14 protein-coding genes and 1 other RNA gene are annotated in these 14,812 nt (G+C 64.8%); 11 read left to right on the top strand and 4 right to left on the bottom strand.

The window, feature by feature from the left end:
* The 3 genes from AC1DW2_RS39495 to AC1DW2_RS39505 form a co-directional block, all read right to left on the bottom strand.
* Positions 1 to 1,304 (bottom strand): DNA polymerase III subunit gamma/tau (locus AC1DW2_RS39495; RefSeq protein ID WP_477008726.1); only part of this gene is annotated, 1,304 nt, incomplete at its 3' end.
* 94 nt (positions 1,305 to 1,398) lie between these two features.
* Positions 1,399 to 1,495, bottom strand: an RNA gene (gene ffs, locus AC1DW2_RS39500) — signal recognition particle sRNA small type.
* Positions 1,496 to 1,601: 106 nt separating this feature from the next.
* Positions 1,602 to 2,603 carry a GlxA family transcriptional regulator gene (locus tag AC1DW2_RS39505; RefSeq protein ID WP_477008727.1) on the bottom strand — a complete coding sequence of 334 codons (1,002 nt, stop codon included), beginning with the start codon at positions 2,601 to 2,603 and terminating at the stop codon, positions 1,602 to 1,604.
* Positions 2,604 to 2,707: 104 nt separating this feature from the next.
* Between AC1DW2_RS39505 and AC1DW2_RS39510 the strand changes: the two genes are divergently transcribed.
* From AC1DW2_RS39510 to AC1DW2_RS39560, 11 genes are all read left to right on the top strand, one after another.
* A complete protein-coding gene (locus tag AC1DW2_RS39510) occupies positions 2,708 to 3,349 on the top strand; it encodes an HD domain-containing protein (RefSeq protein ID WP_477008728.1) in 642 nt (213 codons plus the stop codon).
* Positions 3,350 to 3,464: 115 nt separating this feature from the next.
* Entirely contained in the window at positions 3,465 to 4,946 is a 1,482-nt protein-coding gene (locus AC1DW2_RS39515) for a catalase (RefSeq protein WP_477008729.1), read from the top strand.
* Positions 4,947 to 5,388: 442 nt separating this feature from the next.
* A complete protein-coding gene (locus AC1DW2_RS39520) occupies positions 5,389 to 6,237 on the top strand; it encodes a transporter substrate-binding domain-containing protein (RefSeq protein ID WP_071909178.1) in 849 nt (282 codons plus the stop codon).
* Between the two features lie 188 nt (positions 6,238 to 6,425).
* Positions 6,426 to 7,088 (top strand): amino acid ABC transporter permease, encoded by a 663-nt coding sequence (locus tag AC1DW2_RS39525; protein WP_028149000.1) that lies wholly within the window; start codon positions 6,426 to 6,428, stop codon positions 7,086 to 7,088.
* Positions 7,085 to 7,891 (top strand): amino acid ABC transporter ATP-binding protein, encoded by an 807-nt coding sequence (locus AC1DW2_RS39530; protein WP_477008730.1) that lies wholly within the window; start codon positions 7,085 to 7,087, stop codon positions 7,889 to 7,891. Before AC1DW2_RS39525 ends, AC1DW2_RS39530 begins: the two co-directional genes overlap by 4 nt.
* Complete coding sequence (locus AC1DW2_RS39535; protein WP_477008731.1) at positions 7,891 to 8,646, top strand: SDR family NAD(P)-dependent oxidoreductase; 756 nt, start codon at positions 7,891 to 7,893, stop codon at positions 8,644 to 8,646. Before AC1DW2_RS39530 ends, AC1DW2_RS39535 begins: the two co-directional genes overlap by 1 nt.
* Positions 8,643 to 9,770 (top strand): muconate cycloisomerase family protein, encoded by a 1,128-nt coding sequence (locus AC1DW2_RS39540; protein WP_477008732.1) that lies wholly within the window; start codon positions 8,643 to 8,645, stop codon positions 9,768 to 9,770. Before AC1DW2_RS39535 ends, AC1DW2_RS39540 begins: the two co-directional genes overlap by 4 nt.
* Positions 9,771 to 10,062: 292 nt before the next feature.
* A complete protein-coding gene (locus tag AC1DW2_RS39545; RefSeq protein ID WP_063979832.1) occupies positions 10,063 to 10,482 on the top strand; it encodes an HIT domain-containing protein in 420 nt (139 codons plus the stop codon).
* Positions 10,483 to 10,491: 9 nt separating this feature from the next.
* Positions 10,492 to 11,436, top strand: a complete 945-nt coding sequence (gene nudC, locus AC1DW2_RS39550) for an NAD(+) diphosphatase (RefSeq protein ID WP_354114432.1) — start codon at positions 10,492 to 10,494, stop codon at positions 11,434 to 11,436.
* Between the two features lie 13 nt (positions 11,437 to 11,449).
* Positions 11,450 to 12,373 carry a sugar kinase gene (locus AC1DW2_RS39555; RefSeq protein ID WP_477008733.1) on the top strand — a complete coding sequence of 308 codons (924 nt, stop codon included), beginning with the start codon at positions 11,450 to 11,452 and terminating at the stop codon, positions 12,371 to 12,373.
* Positions 12,374 to 12,470: 97 nt separating this feature from the next.
* Entirely contained in the window at positions 12,471 to 12,980 is a 510-nt protein-coding gene (locus tag AC1DW2_RS39560) for an Lrp/AsnC family transcriptional regulator (protein WP_014491365.1), read from the top strand.
* Between the two features lie 152 nt (positions 12,981 to 13,132).
* Here AC1DW2_RS39560 and AC1DW2_RS39565 read toward each other — a convergent pair whose 3' ends face one another.
* The gene (locus AC1DW2_RS39565; protein ID WP_085398210.1) at positions 13,133 to 14,632 is read right to left on the bottom strand and encodes a phosphomannomutase/phosphoglucomutase; all 1,500 of its coding nucleotides are present in this window, start codon (positions 14,630 to 14,632) and stop codon (positions 13,133 to 13,135) included.
* Positions 14,633 to 14,812: the final 180 nt, after the last annotated feature.

Here is a 14,812-nt window from a genome sequence, read left to right on the forward strand (position 1 = left end):
CGAGGCAACCGGCGCGAGGCAACCGGCGCCGCGGAAGCCACCGGCGCACCCGGCGCGCCGTTGCGCGCGGCATTTCCGCCGCCCACGACCGGCGAGCCGCCGCCGTTCTGCTCCAGCATCTTGATCGCTTCGTCCGGCGTCGGCAGGTCGGCGACATAGGCGATGCGCACCAGCACCATCTCGGCAGCCGCTGCGGGGCGCGTCGCGGCCTGCACCTCGGTGATGCCCTTGAGCAGCATTTGCCACATCCGCGACAGCACGCGCATCGAGATCTTCGAGGCGAAGTCCCGCGCGCGCACGCGCTCGGTCTCGCCATAGGCGACGTTGTCGGCGGTCGCCGGCACGATCTTCACGCGGGTGACGAAATTGACGAACTCGGCAAGGTCCGACAGCACGACGATCGGATCGGCGCCGACGTCGTACTGGTCGCGGAACTCCTTGAAAGCGGCAGCGATGTCGCCGCGCGCCAGCGAATCGAACAGATCGATGACGCGGGTGCGGTCGGCGAGGCCCAGCATCTGCCTGACCGCATCCGCCTTCACGGTGCCTGCCGCGTGCGCGATCGCCTGGTCGAGTAGCGACAGAGAGTCGCGCACCGAGCCTTCCGCGGCGCGCGCGATGATGCCGAGCGCCTCCGGCTCGATCTCGACGTTCTCCTTCGCCGCGATATTGGCGAGGTGCTTCATCAGCACATCGGCCTCGACCCGGCGCAGGTCAAAACGCTGGCAGCGCGACAGCACGGTCACCGGAACCTTGCGGATCTCGGTGGTCGCGAACACGAACTTGGCGTGCTCCGGCGGTTCCTCAAGCGTCTTCAGGAAGGCGTTGAACGCCGCCGTCGACAGCATGTGGACTTCGTCGATGATGTAGACCTTGTAGCGGGCGCTGGCCGGCGCGTAGCGCACGCTGTCATTGATCTGGCGAACGTCGTCGACGCCGGTATGCGAGGCCGCGTCCATCTCCAGCACATCCATGTGCCGGCTTTCCATGATCGCCTGGCAATGCACGCCCAGGGTCGGCATGTGGATGGTCGGGCCCTTCACCGATCCGTCCGGCATCTCGTAGTTGAGCGCACGGGCCAGAATACGCGCAGTGGTGGTCTTGCCGACGCCGCGGACGCCGGTGAGGATCCAGGCCTGCGGAATGCGCCCAGTCTCGAACGCGTTCGAGACGGTGCGGACCACGGCCTCCTGGCCGATCAGGTCGTCGAAGCTGGAGGGCCGGTACTTGCGCGCCAGCACCCGGTAGGGCGTGCTGGCCTGGCCGGCGCTGTCGGGGTTGGGAGGGGCGCCAGCGTCGGTCATCGGTCGATCCGCAATGGAATGTCTTTCGCCCGGCTTTTGCGGAAAGGAGCGCGCTGGCGGGAAGCCCGCCGGCGCAATTCGCTCGGAAAAACAGGTAGGAGACTGACGAGCGACCCGATCCGGACCTCGTTAGGGCTGCTTCCTTCCGGACCTGACCCGGTTGGCGAGTGGCTCGTCCACCGCCAATCTCCCGGTCCCTATTTGGGGCCAAAAGGTCGGGAAAGCAAGCGGGTATCCGCGGGTCCCGCACACCTCGCTGGACGGCCCCCGCCGACCCATTTGGACGCGGAAGTCGGCTCAGTGTTGGCGATCTGGAACCTCCGTGATTCGCGCAAACCGCTTGCGATACTCGGCGGGCGTCACGCCGACGTGACGATTGAAGGCGCGGCGCAGCGTATCGGCGTCGGCAAATCCACAATGGAGCGCCACCTGCTTTGGGGCTTCATTGCCAAACTCGAGCAGCCGCCTCGCCGCATTGACGCGGGCTTCCTCGACCCAGGTCGCGGGCGTGACGCCCACCTCGGCGCGGAACAGCCTCGCAAAATGCCTCGGACTGAGCTCCATGCGCGTCGCCAAGCTTGCGACGCTGTGGTCGAGCCCGGGATTGGCGGCGACCCAGCGCTGCAGCTCCTGCAGCGCGGCGCGGCCGGCGGGAACAGCCTCGCCCTTGCGAGTGAACTGCATCTGCCCACCCGGGCGCTTGAAGAACATCACGAGCTGGCTTGCGACCTTCATGGCCGTATCGCGCCCGAGATCTTCCTCGACCAGGGCCAGCGCCAGATCGAGCCCTGCGGTCACGCCGGCGGCCGTGCGGAGCTTGCCGTCGGTAACGTAGATGGCATCCTTGTCCACGGTGACCGACGGGAATTTGCTGGCCAGCATGTCTGCGACCGCCCAATGCGTCGTGACCCGCCTGCCATCAAGGAGGCCGGCGGCGGCAAGGAAGAAGGCCCCGCTGCACACCGAGCCGAATCTGCGGGTCCGCGAAGCCCGCCGGCGCAGCCAGTCGATCACGCTCCCCTCCGCCGGGACTTCGGCCGCGTTCGGGCATCCCGCCACCAGCAAGGTGTCGATCGGCTCCTGGAAGTCGCGGTCGACGATTCGGTCGGGCATCAGCTGGACGCCTGAGGAACTGCGGATCGGCCCTGGCTCCGCGCCCGCCACGAACAAGGCATAGGCAGGATAGCCGGCCTGCACGTTCGCCTCAGCGAACACGTCGAGCGGTCCTGCGACATCGAGCAGCTGCACGCCTGGCAGCGCCACGATCACAACCGTCCTTGGTTTCGGCTTTGCGCCCATGTCCGCCTCGATCCGAATTTGTCTGTTTTTTACGTATTACGTCGATTTAAGACAACGTAGCCCGGATTTACAGTGAACGCGATCCAAAACTTCAGGAGCTGCTCATGTCAGAAATCACCGAGGCCGCCGTCATTCCCGAAAGCAAGCTGGCGCGTGCCATTACCGAATACATCCGCGATACCGAAACGGACCTGCTCTTCAACCATTCCAGCCGCGTCTATCAGTTCGGTGCGATGGCCGGCGTCCGCCGCGGACTGACCTTCGACCGCGAGCTGCTTTACGCCGGCGCCATGTTTCACGACATCGGCCTGATGCCGGGTCATGGCAGCAAGCACGAGCGCTTCGAGGTCGATGGCGCCCACGCCGCGCGCGATTTCCTGCGCAGCCACGGCATTTCGGAAGCCGACGCCTACACGGTCTGGACCGCGATCGCCCTGCACACCACGCCGGGCGTTCCCCAGCACATGCACCCCGTCGTGGCGCTGGTGACCGCAGGCGTCGAGATGGACGTGCTCGGGCTCACCTACGGCGAATATTCCGACGCGGAGCGCGAGGCGGTCGTGAAGGCGTTTCCGCGCACGCCGCACTTCAAGGAAGACATCATCCAGGCCTTCTACGACGGCATCAAGCATCGGCCTGACACGACGTTCGGCAACGTCAAGGCCGACGTGATCGCCGACAAGGAGCCGCATTTCCATCGCGGCAATTTCTGCAGCGTCATCCGCAACTCGCATTGGCACGGCTGACCGGCGTTCGCGCAAGGACAGTGCGATCTCGAAATCGACTGCTGTGGACCCATGCGAGCCTGAGATTTCGCACGCGGGCAGCAATAGCCAATGACCCCATATTCAGGAGCATCCCATGGCCGATGAGCCGAAACGTTTGACCCATGCGACGGGCGCGCCCGTCAGCGATAACCTCAACATCATGACCGCGGGCCGCCGCGGGCCCGCGCTGCTGCAAGACGTCTGGCTGATCGAGAAGCTAGCACATTTCGATCGCGAAGTGATCCCGGAGCGACGGATGCATGCCAAGGGTTCCGGCGCCTTCGGCACCTTCACCGTGACCAATGACATCACCCGATACACCAAAGCGAAGATCTTCTCGGAAGTCGGCAAGCAGACGCCGATGTTCGCACGCTTCTCGACGGTGGCCGGCGAGCGCGGCGCAGCCGACGCCGAACGCGACATCCGCGGCTTTGCGCTGAAGTTCTACACCGAGGAAGGCAATTGGGACATGGTGGGCAACAACACGCCCGTGTTCTTCTTCCGCGATCCCTTGCGCTTTCCCGACCTCAATCATGCGATCAAGCGCGATCCCCGAACCGGAATGCGCAGCGCCGACAACAATTGGGATTTCTGGACGTTGTTGCCGGAGGCTCTGCACCAGGTCACCATCGTGATGAGCGAGCGCGGCCTTCCCAGAAGCTTCAGGCACATGCATGGCTTCGGCAGCCATACCTACAGCTTCATCAATGCCGCCAATGAGCGGACCTGGGTGAAGTTTCACTTCCGGACGCAGCAGGGCATCGAAAACCTGACCGACGCCGAGGCCGAAGCCCTCATCGGCAAGGACCGCGAGACTCACCAGCGCGACCTTTTCGAGAGCATCGAACGCGGCGATTTCCCGCGCTGGACGATGTTCGTGCAGATCATGACCGACGACCAGGCCAAGGCGTTTGCCTTCAACCCGTTCGACCTGACCAAGGTCTGGCCGAAGGCGGACTTCCCACTGATCGAGGTCGGCCATTTCGAGCTGAACCGCAATCCGGAAAACGTCTTCGCCGAGGTCGAACAGGCCTCCTTCTCGCCGGCCCATGTCGTTCCGGGCATCGGCTTCTCGCCCGACAAGATGCTGCAGGCGAGGCTGTTCTCCTACGGGGACGCGGCGCGCTATCGCCTCGGCGTCAACCATCATCTGATCCCGGTCAACGCGCCGAAATGCCCGTATCACAGCTACCATCGCGATGGTGCAATGCGGACCGACGGCAATCTCGGGAGGACGCCGACCTATTTCCCGAACAGCCGCGGCGAGTGGACGGACCAGCCCGATCTCAACGAGCCGCCGCTCGAGATCGATGGTGCAGCCGCACATTGGGATCACCGCATCGACGACGATCACTATCGGCAGCCCGGCGACCTCTTTCGCAAGATGAACGCAGCCCAGCGGCAGGCCTTGTTCGACAACACGGCGCGTGCTGTCGGAGCGGCGGCCATCGCGATCCAGGAACGGCACATCGCCAATTGCACCAAGGCCGATCCCGCCTATGGCGCGGGCGTCCGCGACGCGCTGACGCGCCTCGCGACCGTTCGTGCCAAGGCTACGGAAAAGGCCGCGGAATAGGGTCGGTCGATCCGCACCGACCTCTCGCCGTCTTCGGCGAACGGCGCCGACAGGGCGCCGTTCGCATTTTTAAAGCGAACCGCCGAAGCCTCTCAATTTTCTCGCGAAAATAACTAGAACCGACGCGCTTGCCGGGCGGTGCCGTAGCGCATCGCCGCGGCATTTTTGCCGCGAGGCGCAGACGCCGCCATTCGCCTCCGAATGCGTCAAGCCGATAGGCTCCCTGCCTATCTTCGAGGCCCCGCACATCCCTGAGGCAATCGAGTCTTGACAGGGCCCGCCCGGCAGCGCCTTTCTATGAAATCCTGCCGGAACCGAAACAAAGGGTGCGCGAAAATCCGATCCAGAGCATTTTTCAGCCGGCTGACGCCGATTGATGGGCGAATTTTTTGCGCGAGCTCAACCACACACCTTCATCCAACCAGAAAAGCGATTCCTCAAAATGGTTACACGTCGTGATGTCGCATCGATTGTCGGACTTGGCGCGATGGCTGCGGCCACGCTGGCCTCACCGGCCGTGGCGCAGACCGCAGCGGATTCCAACGAATCGACCTTTGCCCGCATTCGCCGCACCAAGAAGATGCGGATCGGCGCGGTCGGCGGTGGCGCGCCCTATTACATGAAGGACCTCGCCAGCGGCCAGTGGAAGGGCTTCTACATCGACATCGCCAAGGGGCTGGCCGACGACATGGAGGCCGAGCTCGAGATCACCGAGACCACCTGGGGCAATTCGGTGCTCGATCTGCAGTCCAACAAGATCGACATCTTCTTCGGCCTCAACCCGACCCCGAAGCGCGCGCTGGTGGTCGACTTCTCGGTGCCGGTCTTCAACAACGCCTTCGGCATCCTCTGCAAGAAGGACTTCAAGCCGAAGAGCTGGGCCGAGCTGAACTCGCCCGACGTCAAGATCGCCGTCGACCAGGGCTCGTCCCACGACCAGGTCGTCAGCCGCCTGACGCCGAAGGCGCAGATCTCACGACTGAAGACCGCCGACGATGCCACCGCCGCGCTGCAAACCGGCCGCGTGGACGCGCAGTGCCTGATCACCATGCTGTCGCTGACCGTGCTGAAGAAGAATCCCTCGCTCGGCCAGTTCGTGCTGCCGACGCCGATCTTCGCCACAACGTCGAATGCCGGCTTCCGCCGCGAGAACGACAAGACCTTCCGCGACTACGTCAACACCTGGATCGACTTCAACAAGGGCCTCGGCTTCATCCGCAACGCGATCATCACCAACATGGAGCTGGTGGGCGTGACCGAAGCGGACATTCCGCCGGGCGTTTCGCTGTAGGTGATGAGCGCCTGAAGTATCCACACCGTCATGGCCGGGCTGGTCCCGGCCATCCACGCCTTACACCCGGCACCGAGAACGTGGATGCCCGGGACATAGGCGAGCGGAAGCGACGCCGTCCTTCGGACGGCTAAGCCCGGGCATGACGACGAATTTCTGGGCGACATCGGGTACGAGTAAGAACACGCATGTATCAGTGGGACTTCGGCATCCTCTGGAGCTATCGCTGGCTCTTTCTCAACGGGCTTGGCGTCACCGTCGGCTTCACCGTGGTCATCGTCGTGCTCGGTCTCGTCTTCGGCCTGTTCGGCGCGTTCGGCAGCCTGTCGCGCTTCAAGGCGGTGCGTCTGGTCGCCCTTACCTTCATCGAGGCGTTCCGCTGCACGCCGATCCTGGTGCAGCTGATCTGGTTCTATTACGCGCTGCCGATCCTGGCCGGCGTCGAGATGACGCCGATCACGGCCTCGGCGCTCGCGCTCTCGCTCTATGGCGGCTCGTTCTATTCTGAAATCATCCGCGGCGGCATCATCTCGATCGACAAGGGCCAGTCCGAAGCCGGCGCCGCGCTCGGCATGACGCCGGGACAGAGCATGCGGCGCATCGTGCTTCCGCAGGCGATCAAGCGCATGATCCCGGCGCTGATGAACCAGTCGATCATCCAGTTCAAGAACACCTCGCTGGTTTCGGTGCTCGCCGTGCCCGACCTCGTCTACCAGAGCCAGGTCGCCGCCCATGACAGCTACCGGCCGCTGGAGACCTACACGGCGGTCGCGGTCGCCTATGCGGCGATCCTGATTCCCCTGACCATCATCGTCCGCCGCGGCGAGAAGCGACTGGCGGTCAGCGAATGAGCGAGCCCTCCAAGAACACTTCGAAAATCGAGATCCGGGCTCTGCGCAAGAGCTTTGGCAGCAACGAGGTTTTGAAGAACATCAGCCTCGACGTCGCCAAGGGGGGCGTGGTGGCGCTGATCGGCCCATCCGGCTCCGGCAAGTCGACACTGCTCCGCTGCATCAATCTGCTGGTCGTCCCCGACGGCGGCAGCGTCCGCGTCGGCGACACAAGCTTCCAATTCGGCGAAGGCGCGAAGCTTCCGGACGTGAAGACACTCGCAAAATTCCGCACCACCACCGGCATGGTGTTCCAGCATTTTAATCTGTTCCCGCACATGACGACGCTTCAGAACGTCATGGAGGGGCCCGTCACAGTGCGGCGCATGGCCAAGGCGGACGCCGAGAAGCTCGCGCGTGCGCAGCTTGCCAAAGTGGGCCTTGTGGAAAAGGCCGACCAATATCCGGCGACGCTGTCCGGCGGGCAGAAGCAGCGCGTCGCGATCGCGCGTGCGCTCGCGATGGAGCCTGATGTGATGCTGTTCGACGAGGCCACCTCGGCGCTCGATCCCGAGCTCGTCGGCGAAGTGCTCGCCGTCATGCAGCGGCTGGCCTCGGAAGGCATGACCATGGTGATCGTGACCCATGAGATCGCCTTCGCCCGCGAGGTCGCCGACCGCCTCATCTTCATGCGCGACGGCGTCGTGGTCGAGGAAGGTCCGGCGCGGCAGGTGATCGACAACCCGCAGGAAGCCGCGACGCGCGCCTTCCTCAGCCATTTCCACCGCACCGGCGCGTTGCCGCCGGCCAACGTAGCACCGTGATGCCTGACATCGATCGCGCCTATCTCGTCACCGGTGCCGCCAGCGGCATCGGCCGCGCCACCGCAAAGCTGCTCGCCGCGCCCGGCACCGCGCTTCTGCTCCACACCCGCTCGAACGCGGAAGGTCTCGATGCCACCGCGGCCGAAGCCAAAGCGAAAGGCGCCGCCGTCGCAAAATGCCTATGCGATCTCGCCGAGGAAGCAGCCGTCACCGACGCCGTCGCCGCCGCGCAACGCGCTTTCGGACGGCTCGACGGATTGATCCTGGTCGGCGGTCATGCCCGCCGCGGCAGCGCGATCGGCACGCCGGCGGATCAGTTCCGGCAGGCGATGGACGAATCGGCACTGGCGTTCACGCGGCTGGTCGACGCCGCGCTGCCGCTCCTGCGTGCCGGCCGCGATGCGCGGATCGTGGCGGTCTCTTCTTTCGTCGCGCATGCGATACGGCCCGAATTCGCACCCTTTGCCGCGACGGCGGCAAGCCGCTCCGCGCTCGAAGCGCTGGTGCGTCTCACCGCGATCGAGCTCGCAAAAGACGGCATCACCGTCAATGCGGTGTCACCCGGCCTCATCGTCAAGGACAAGCCAAGCGAGAGCCGGCTCTCGCCCGAGCAGATCGCGACCACCGAGGCACTGATCCCGATGCGCCGCCGCGGGCGGCCGGAGGAAGTGGCCGAGATCATCGCCTTCCTGGCATCACCGAGAGCGTCTTACGTCACCGGCCAGGTCTGGCACGTCAATGGAGGCCTGACATGACCGAAGCAACCATCGAACGCATCAGGCTGTTCCTGATCGAGAGCCCGATCAAGATGGCGCGCCTCCAGGGCGTCGGCAACGTCAAGGGCACGGTGAAGCGCGTGCTGATCGAGCTCACCGCGAGCGACGGCGTGATCGGCTGGGGCGAGGCGGCACCGTGGGAAGTGTTCACGGGGACGCCGGAATCGGCCTTCTCCGCGCTCGACATCTATCTGCGGCCGATCGTGCTCGGCAAACCCGTGCGCCGCATTCGCGCGCTGATGGCCGAGCTCGACCGTACGCTGGTCGGTCATGCCGAGGCCAAGGTCGGAATCGAGATGGCGCTGCTCGACATCGTCGGCAAGTCGTCAGGATTGTCGGTCGCCGACCTGCTCGGCGGCCGCGTGCGCGACACGATTCCCCTCTCCTTCTCCATCGCCGATCCCGATTTCGCCGCCGATCTCGAGCGCATGCGAAAGATGGTTCCGGACGGCAACGTCATCTACAAGGTCAAGACCGGCGTGAAGCCGCATCGCGAGGACCTCGATCATCTCGAAGCGATCCGTAAGGAATTCGGCGACAAGGTCGACCTGCGCGTCGATTACAACCAGGCGCTGGCGCCGTTCGGCGCGATCAAGATTTTGCGCGATGTCGAGGAATTCGCGCCGACCTTCATCGAGCAGCCGGTGCCGCGAAAATATCTCGACGTGATGGCGCAGCTCACCGCGGCGCTGGAAACACCCGTTCTCGCCGACGAAAGCTGTTTCGACCGCCGCGACATGATGGAGGTGGTGCGCCGCGAGGCGGCCGATGCCGTCTCGATCAAGCTGATGAAGGCCGGCGGCCTGTTCGAGGCGCAGGCGATCATGGCGATCGCCGACACCGCCGGCCTGCCCGGCTATGGCGGCACGCTGTGGGAGGGCGGCATCGGGCTTGCCGCCGGGACGCAGCTGATCGCGGCAACGCCGGGCATCTCGCTCGGCTGCGAATTCTACATGCCGCATCACGTGCTGACCGAGGACGTGCTGGAAGAGCGCGTTGCCAACCGCGCCGGCCATGTCGTAGTGCCCGACGGCCCGGGCCTCGGCATCCGCGTCAGCGAGGCCTCCGTCCGCGCCAATGCGCGGGTGCTTGCGGAGGCGTAAAACAGCCGCCGGCACTGCCACAAACTCGACCGTCGTCCCGGGGCGCGCAAAGCGCGAACCCGGGACCCATAACCACAGGATCGGGTTTGGCGAAGATACGGAGTTACCAGCTCGCGCAATAACCACTTCCTGTGGTTATGGATCCCGGATCGGCGCTCCGCTTCGCTGCGCTTGTCCGGGACGACGATCGCGTATGCAGTGACCGCGGAGCCCCGATCCTTCCCCTGGCTGACCCCGTATCGTATGGTCCGGCCAAACACGCCCGGCCCCATCGGGCCATCCGGAAACGCATATGTCTGATCCCGCCTGGTCGCTGCACTCCCGCCTGAAAGAGGACACCATCGACATCGGCGACCTGCCGCTGTCGAAGGTGCTGGTCATCAAGGACGCGCATTATCCCTGGCTGCTGCTGGTGCCGCGGCGACCCGATGCGGTCGAGATCATCGATCTCGACGAGGTGGAGCAGGCGCAACTCATGACGGAGATCTCCCGCGTCTCGCGCGCGCTGAAAGAGATCACCAAATGCGACAAGCTCAATGTCGCCGCGCTCGGCAACCTCGTGCCGCAGCTTCACGTCCATATCATCGCACGCCGGACCAGCGACGCCGCATGGCCGCGGCCGGTCTGGGGCGTGATGAAGCCCTTGGCGCATGATGCTACCGAGGTGCAGACTTTCATCAGCGCGCTTCGCCGCAAGATCTGGTTGGGTTGAGAACAAGAAATGTCAGCATTCGACTCGTTTCCGCTGGGACAGCCGGCCTTCGTCACTCACGTCCTCGATCGCGCCGCGCATCTGCGCCGCGACGACGAAAAACTGTTCGCGATGGAGCAGAAGCCATCGTCGCGCGCCTACGTCGTCTACCGCGACTCGCTGCTGGTGAAGCGCGAGGGCGACAAGGCGCGCGCGCTGCTGGGAGTAGACGAGGCGCTGAAATGCGGCGCCAACCCCGGCACGATCTTCTTAGGGTTGCGCGACGGCGCCGCGGTGTTCGGCATGGGGATGTCGCAGGCGGCGGCCGAGAAGCTGATCGGCCGCGAGGACTACACCGTCACCGAGCTGCGCGGCATGGCGATGCAGGGCGTGATTCCGCCCGACGAGCTCTCGGCGATCGCGATGGCGAAGTCGATGGTGAGCTGGCATCAGCGCCACGGCTATTGCGCCAATTGCGGCACACGGAGCGCGATGAAGGAAGGCGGCTGGAAGCGCGAGTGCCCTGCTTGCAAGGCCGAGCATTTTCCGCGCACCGATCCCGTCGTGATCATGCTGGTCGCCTCGGGCGAGAAGTGCCTGCTGGGCCGCCAGAAGCAGTTTCCGCCGGGAATGTATTCCTGCCTCGCCGGCTTCGTCGAGGTCGCCGAGACCATCGAGGACGCGGTACGCCGGGAAATCCTCGAAGAATCCGGAATCCGCTGCACCGACGTGCAGTATTACATGACGCAGCCCTGGCCCTATCCATCGTCGCTGATGATCGGCTGCAGCGCGCGGGCGCTGAACGAGGACGTCGTCGTCGATCATTCCGAGCTGGAGGACGCGCGCTGGTTCACTCGCGAGGAGGCCGCGCTGATGCTGACGCGGACGCATCCGGACGGGCTCGCCGGCCCGCATCCGTTCGCGATCGCCCACCATTTGCTCGGCCGCTGGGTGCACGACAAGACCGGCGCGTAAGCTGGGGCCGCCGGTGGCCACATCAGGGACTGCGCCGCGCATCCTCTGCATCGGCATTCCCGTGCGCGACCTCACCTTTCGCGTCGAGGCCGTGCCCGCGCGTGGCAGCAAGGCCAACGCCACGCATCTCGCCGAGATCTGCGGCGGCAACGCGCTCAATGCTGCGATCGCCATTGCGCGGCTCGGTGGCCGCGTCTCCTTCGCAGGCCCAATGGGCGATGCACAGGAAGCGTCGAGCGGCTTCATTCTCGAACAGATGGCCACTGAAGGCATCGACACGACGCACGTGGTGCGCATGCCCGGCCTGACCACGCCGGTCTCGGCGATCCTGATCGAGCCCTCGGGCGAACGGACGCTGACGATCTATCGCGATCCCGCTCTGTGGAGCGTGAAGCTGCCGGACGGTGACGAGTTGCTCGCCGATTGCCGGGCAGTCCTCGTCGAGAGCCGCTGCGGCGCCCTTTGTATCGATCTCTGCGCCGAGGCGCGACGGCGCGGCATTCCCGTCATCGTCGGCGTCGATCGCGCGATGTCGTTGCAGGACGGCCTGCTCACGGCCGCCTCGCACCTGCTGTTCGCCAGCGACCAGGTGCAGGAGACGGCCGGCGTCACCGACGACGGCGGCGCGTTGAAGCAACTGGCCAAGCTGACGCCGGCCTTTCTCGCCGCCACGCGCGGCCCGCGTGGCACGATCTGGCTGAACGAGGCGGGCGAACTGGAGGAGACCCCGGCCTTCCCGGTTCAGGCGGTCGACACGCTCGGGGCCGGCGACGTCTTCCATGGCGCCTTCGCGCTTGGCCTCGCCGAGGGCGAGGAGGTGCCGGAGGCGCTGCGATTCGCCGCGGCCGCCGCAGCGCTGAAATGCACCCGCCATGGTGGCGGCATGGCCGCCCCACAACGCGTTGAAGTTGAAGAGCTTTTACGAGGCAGGCTCTAGAGAAGTTCCACTGTTACGCCGAGATTATGGGCTTGCCGTGGAAAGATTTTCTCTATATCAGGGAAATAAGCCCCATAAATGGAACAAAGTTCTTCAAATGACTGACCTCGCTGTCCAACTCCCCGAGACCAGCCGCCGCCTCGACGCCATCGACCGCAAGATCCTGATGGTGCTCCAGGAGGATGCCTCCCTCTCCGTCGCCGAGATCGGCGACCGCGTCGGGCTGTCCTCGACCCCCTGCTGGAAGCGCATCCAGCGCCTCGAGGCCGACGGCGTGATCCTGAAGCGGGTCGCCCTGGTGGACCAGAACAAGATCGGGCTCGGCATCTCCGTGTTCGTGTCAGTCGAGAGCGCCGACCATTCGGACGCCTGGCTGAAGAAGTTCGCCGAGGCCGTGAGCGCCATGCCCGAGGTGATGGAGTTTTACCGCATGGCCGGCGACGTCGACTACATGCTGCGCGTCGTGGTCGCCGACATGCAGGCCTATGACGTGTTCTACAAGAAGCTGATCAGCGCCGTGCCGCTGAAGAACGTCACCTCGCGCTTTGCGATGGAGAAGATCAAGTCGGTCACCGCGCTGCCGATCCCGGCGGTGGTGGCGGCTTAAGTCTCACTACAAAGAAGCTGTCATCGCCCGGCTTGACCGGGCGATCCAGTACTCCGAGACGCCTGCGATTGAACCGAGAGGCCGCGGCGTACTGGATGCCCCGCCTGCGCGGGGCATGACACGGTATGTGTGACGGCGCTCGCCTCGCCGCATCAAATCGTCTGATTGTACGCGCCGACTTCGGGATGCGTGCGGAGCACGCTGTTCACCATCTCGAACATGTCGTGCATGCGCTGCTCGGAGACCGGGCTCTCGACCACGACGACGAGCTCGGGCTTGTTGGAGGACGCGCGCACCAGGCCCCAGCTGCCGTCCTCGACCGTGACGCGTACGCCGTTGACGGTGACGAGATCGCGGATCGCCTGGCCGCCGATCTTGGCGCCCTTGGCCTGCAGGCCTTCAAAATGCTTCACCACCTGGTCGATGACGCCGTACTTGGTCTCGTCGGCGCAATGCGGCGACATGGTCGGCGACGACCAGGTTTTCGGCAGCGCGTTCTTCAGATCGGCCATCGACTTGCCCGGCGCGCGGTCGAGCATGTCGCAGATCGCGAGCGCCGACACCAGGCCGTCGTCATAGCCGCGTCCATACGGCTTGTTGAAGAAGAAGTGGCCGGACTTCTCGAAACCCGCGAGCGCACCCGTCTCGTGAGTGCGGCGCTTCATGTAGGAATGGCCGGTCTTCCAATAGGCAACCTTGGCGCCCTGCTTCTGCAGCACGGGATCGGTGACGAACAGGCCGGTCGACTTCACGTCGACGATGAAATGCGCGTCCTTGTGGATCGCCGACATGTCGCGGGCGAGCATCACGCCGACCTTGTCGGCGAAGATTTCCTCGCCGGTGTTGTCGACGACGCCGCAGCGATCGCCGTCACCGTCGAAGCCGAGGCCGACATCGGCCTTGTGATGCAGCACCGCGTCGCGGATCGCGTGCAGCATTTCCATGTCTTCCGGGTTCGGATTGTATTTCGGGAAGGTGTGGTCGAGCTCGGTGTCGAGCGGGATCACCTCGCAGCCGATCGCCTCCAGCACCTGCGGCGCGAACGCGCCAGCCGTGCCGTTGCCGCAGGCGGCGACGACCTTGAGCTTGCGGGTCAGCTTCGGACGGCCGGTGAGATCGGCGATGTAGCGCGCCGGATAATTCTCGTGGAACTGGTAGGAGCCGCCGGCCTTGTTCTTGAATTCGGCGTTGAGCACGATCTCCTTCAGCCGCGTCATCTCGTCGGGGCCGAAGGTCAGCGGGCGGTTGGCGCCCATCTTCACGCCGGTCCAGCCATTGTCGTTGTGCGAGGCCGTGACCATGGCGCAGCAGGGCACGTCGAGGTCGAACTGCGCGAAATAGGCCATCGGCGTCACCGCGAGCCCGATGTCGTGCACCTTGCAGCCCGCAGCCATCAGGCCGGAAATCAGCGCATATTTGATCGAGGCCGAATAGCCGCGGAAATCATGGCCGGTGACGATCTCCTGCTTGACGCCGAGCTCCGCAATCAGCGCGCCCAGCCCCATGCCGAGCGCCTGGATCCCCATCAGGTTGATTTCCTTCTGGAACAACCAGCGCGCGTCGTATTCGCGAAAACCCGTGGCCTTCACCATCGGCTCGGATTCGAAGGCATAGGTGTTGGGCAACAAGACGGATTTCGGCTTGGGGAACATTGAGACGGTCTCGTGAAAATGGCGGGAATTGATGCAGCCTTAGCGAATGCCGGGCCGCAGCGGAAGGCGGGAATGGCAGCTTATGGCTTATAATTGCGGCAGTTTGGTAACGGGAAAACGCGGCCCGGCGCGAGACTTCCGCCAATGCCGTCCTGAAAAAAATCCGTGCGAACGACCGTT

The organism is Bradyrhizobium sp. P3_C3 (assembly GCF_056402655.1).

What these genes read in the sequence shown, in the direction of transcription:
- AC1DW2_RS39545 (WP_063979832.1), top strand. Translation starts at nt 10,063, where the DNA reads ATGTCTGATCCCGCCTGGTCGCTGCACTCCCGCCTGAAAGAGGACACC.
- nudC (WP_354114432.1), top strand. Translation starts at nt 10,492, where the DNA reads ATGTCAGCATTCGACTCGTTTCCGCTGGGACAGCCGGCCTTCGTCACT.
- AC1DW2_RS39515 (WP_477008729.1), top strand. Translation starts at nt 3,465, where the DNA reads ATGGCCGATGAGCCGAAACGTTTGACCCATGCGACGGGCGCGCCCGTC.
- AC1DW2_RS39530 (WP_477008730.1), top strand. Translation starts at nt 7,085, where the DNA reads ATGAGCGAGCCCTCCAAGAACACTTCGAAAATCGAGATCCGGGCTCTG.
- AC1DW2_RS39510 (WP_477008728.1), top strand. Translation starts at nt 2,708, where the DNA reads ATGTCAGAAATCACCGAGGCCGCCGTCATTCCCGAAAGCAAGCTGGCG.
- AC1DW2_RS39505 (WP_477008727.1), bottom strand. Translation starts at nt 2,603, where the DNA reads ATGGGCGCAAAGCCGAAACCAAGGACGGTTGTGATCGTGGCGCTGCCA.
- AC1DW2_RS39525 (WP_028149000.1), top strand. Translation starts at nt 6,426, where the DNA reads ATGTATCAGTGGGACTTCGGCATCCTCTGGAGCTATCGCTGGCTCTTT.
- AC1DW2_RS39560 (WP_014491365.1), top strand. Translation starts at nt 12,471, where the DNA reads ATGACTGACCTCGCTGTCCAACTCCCCGAGACCAGCCGCCGCCTCGAC.
- AC1DW2_RS39535 (WP_477008731.1), top strand. Translation starts at nt 7,891, where the DNA reads ATGCCTGACATCGATCGCGCCTATCTCGTCACCGGTGCCGCCAGCGGC.
- AC1DW2_RS39520 (WP_071909178.1), top strand. Translation starts at nt 5,389, where the DNA reads ATGGTTACACGTCGTGATGTCGCATCGATTGTCGGACTTGGCGCGATG.
- AC1DW2_RS39540 (WP_477008732.1), top strand. Translation starts at nt 8,643, where the DNA reads ATGACCGAAGCAACCATCGAACGCATCAGGCTGTTCCTGATCGAGAGC.
- AC1DW2_RS39565 (WP_085398210.1), bottom strand. Translation starts at nt 14,632, where the DNA reads ATGTTCCCCAAGCCGAAATCCGTCTTGTTGCCCAACACCTATGCCTTC.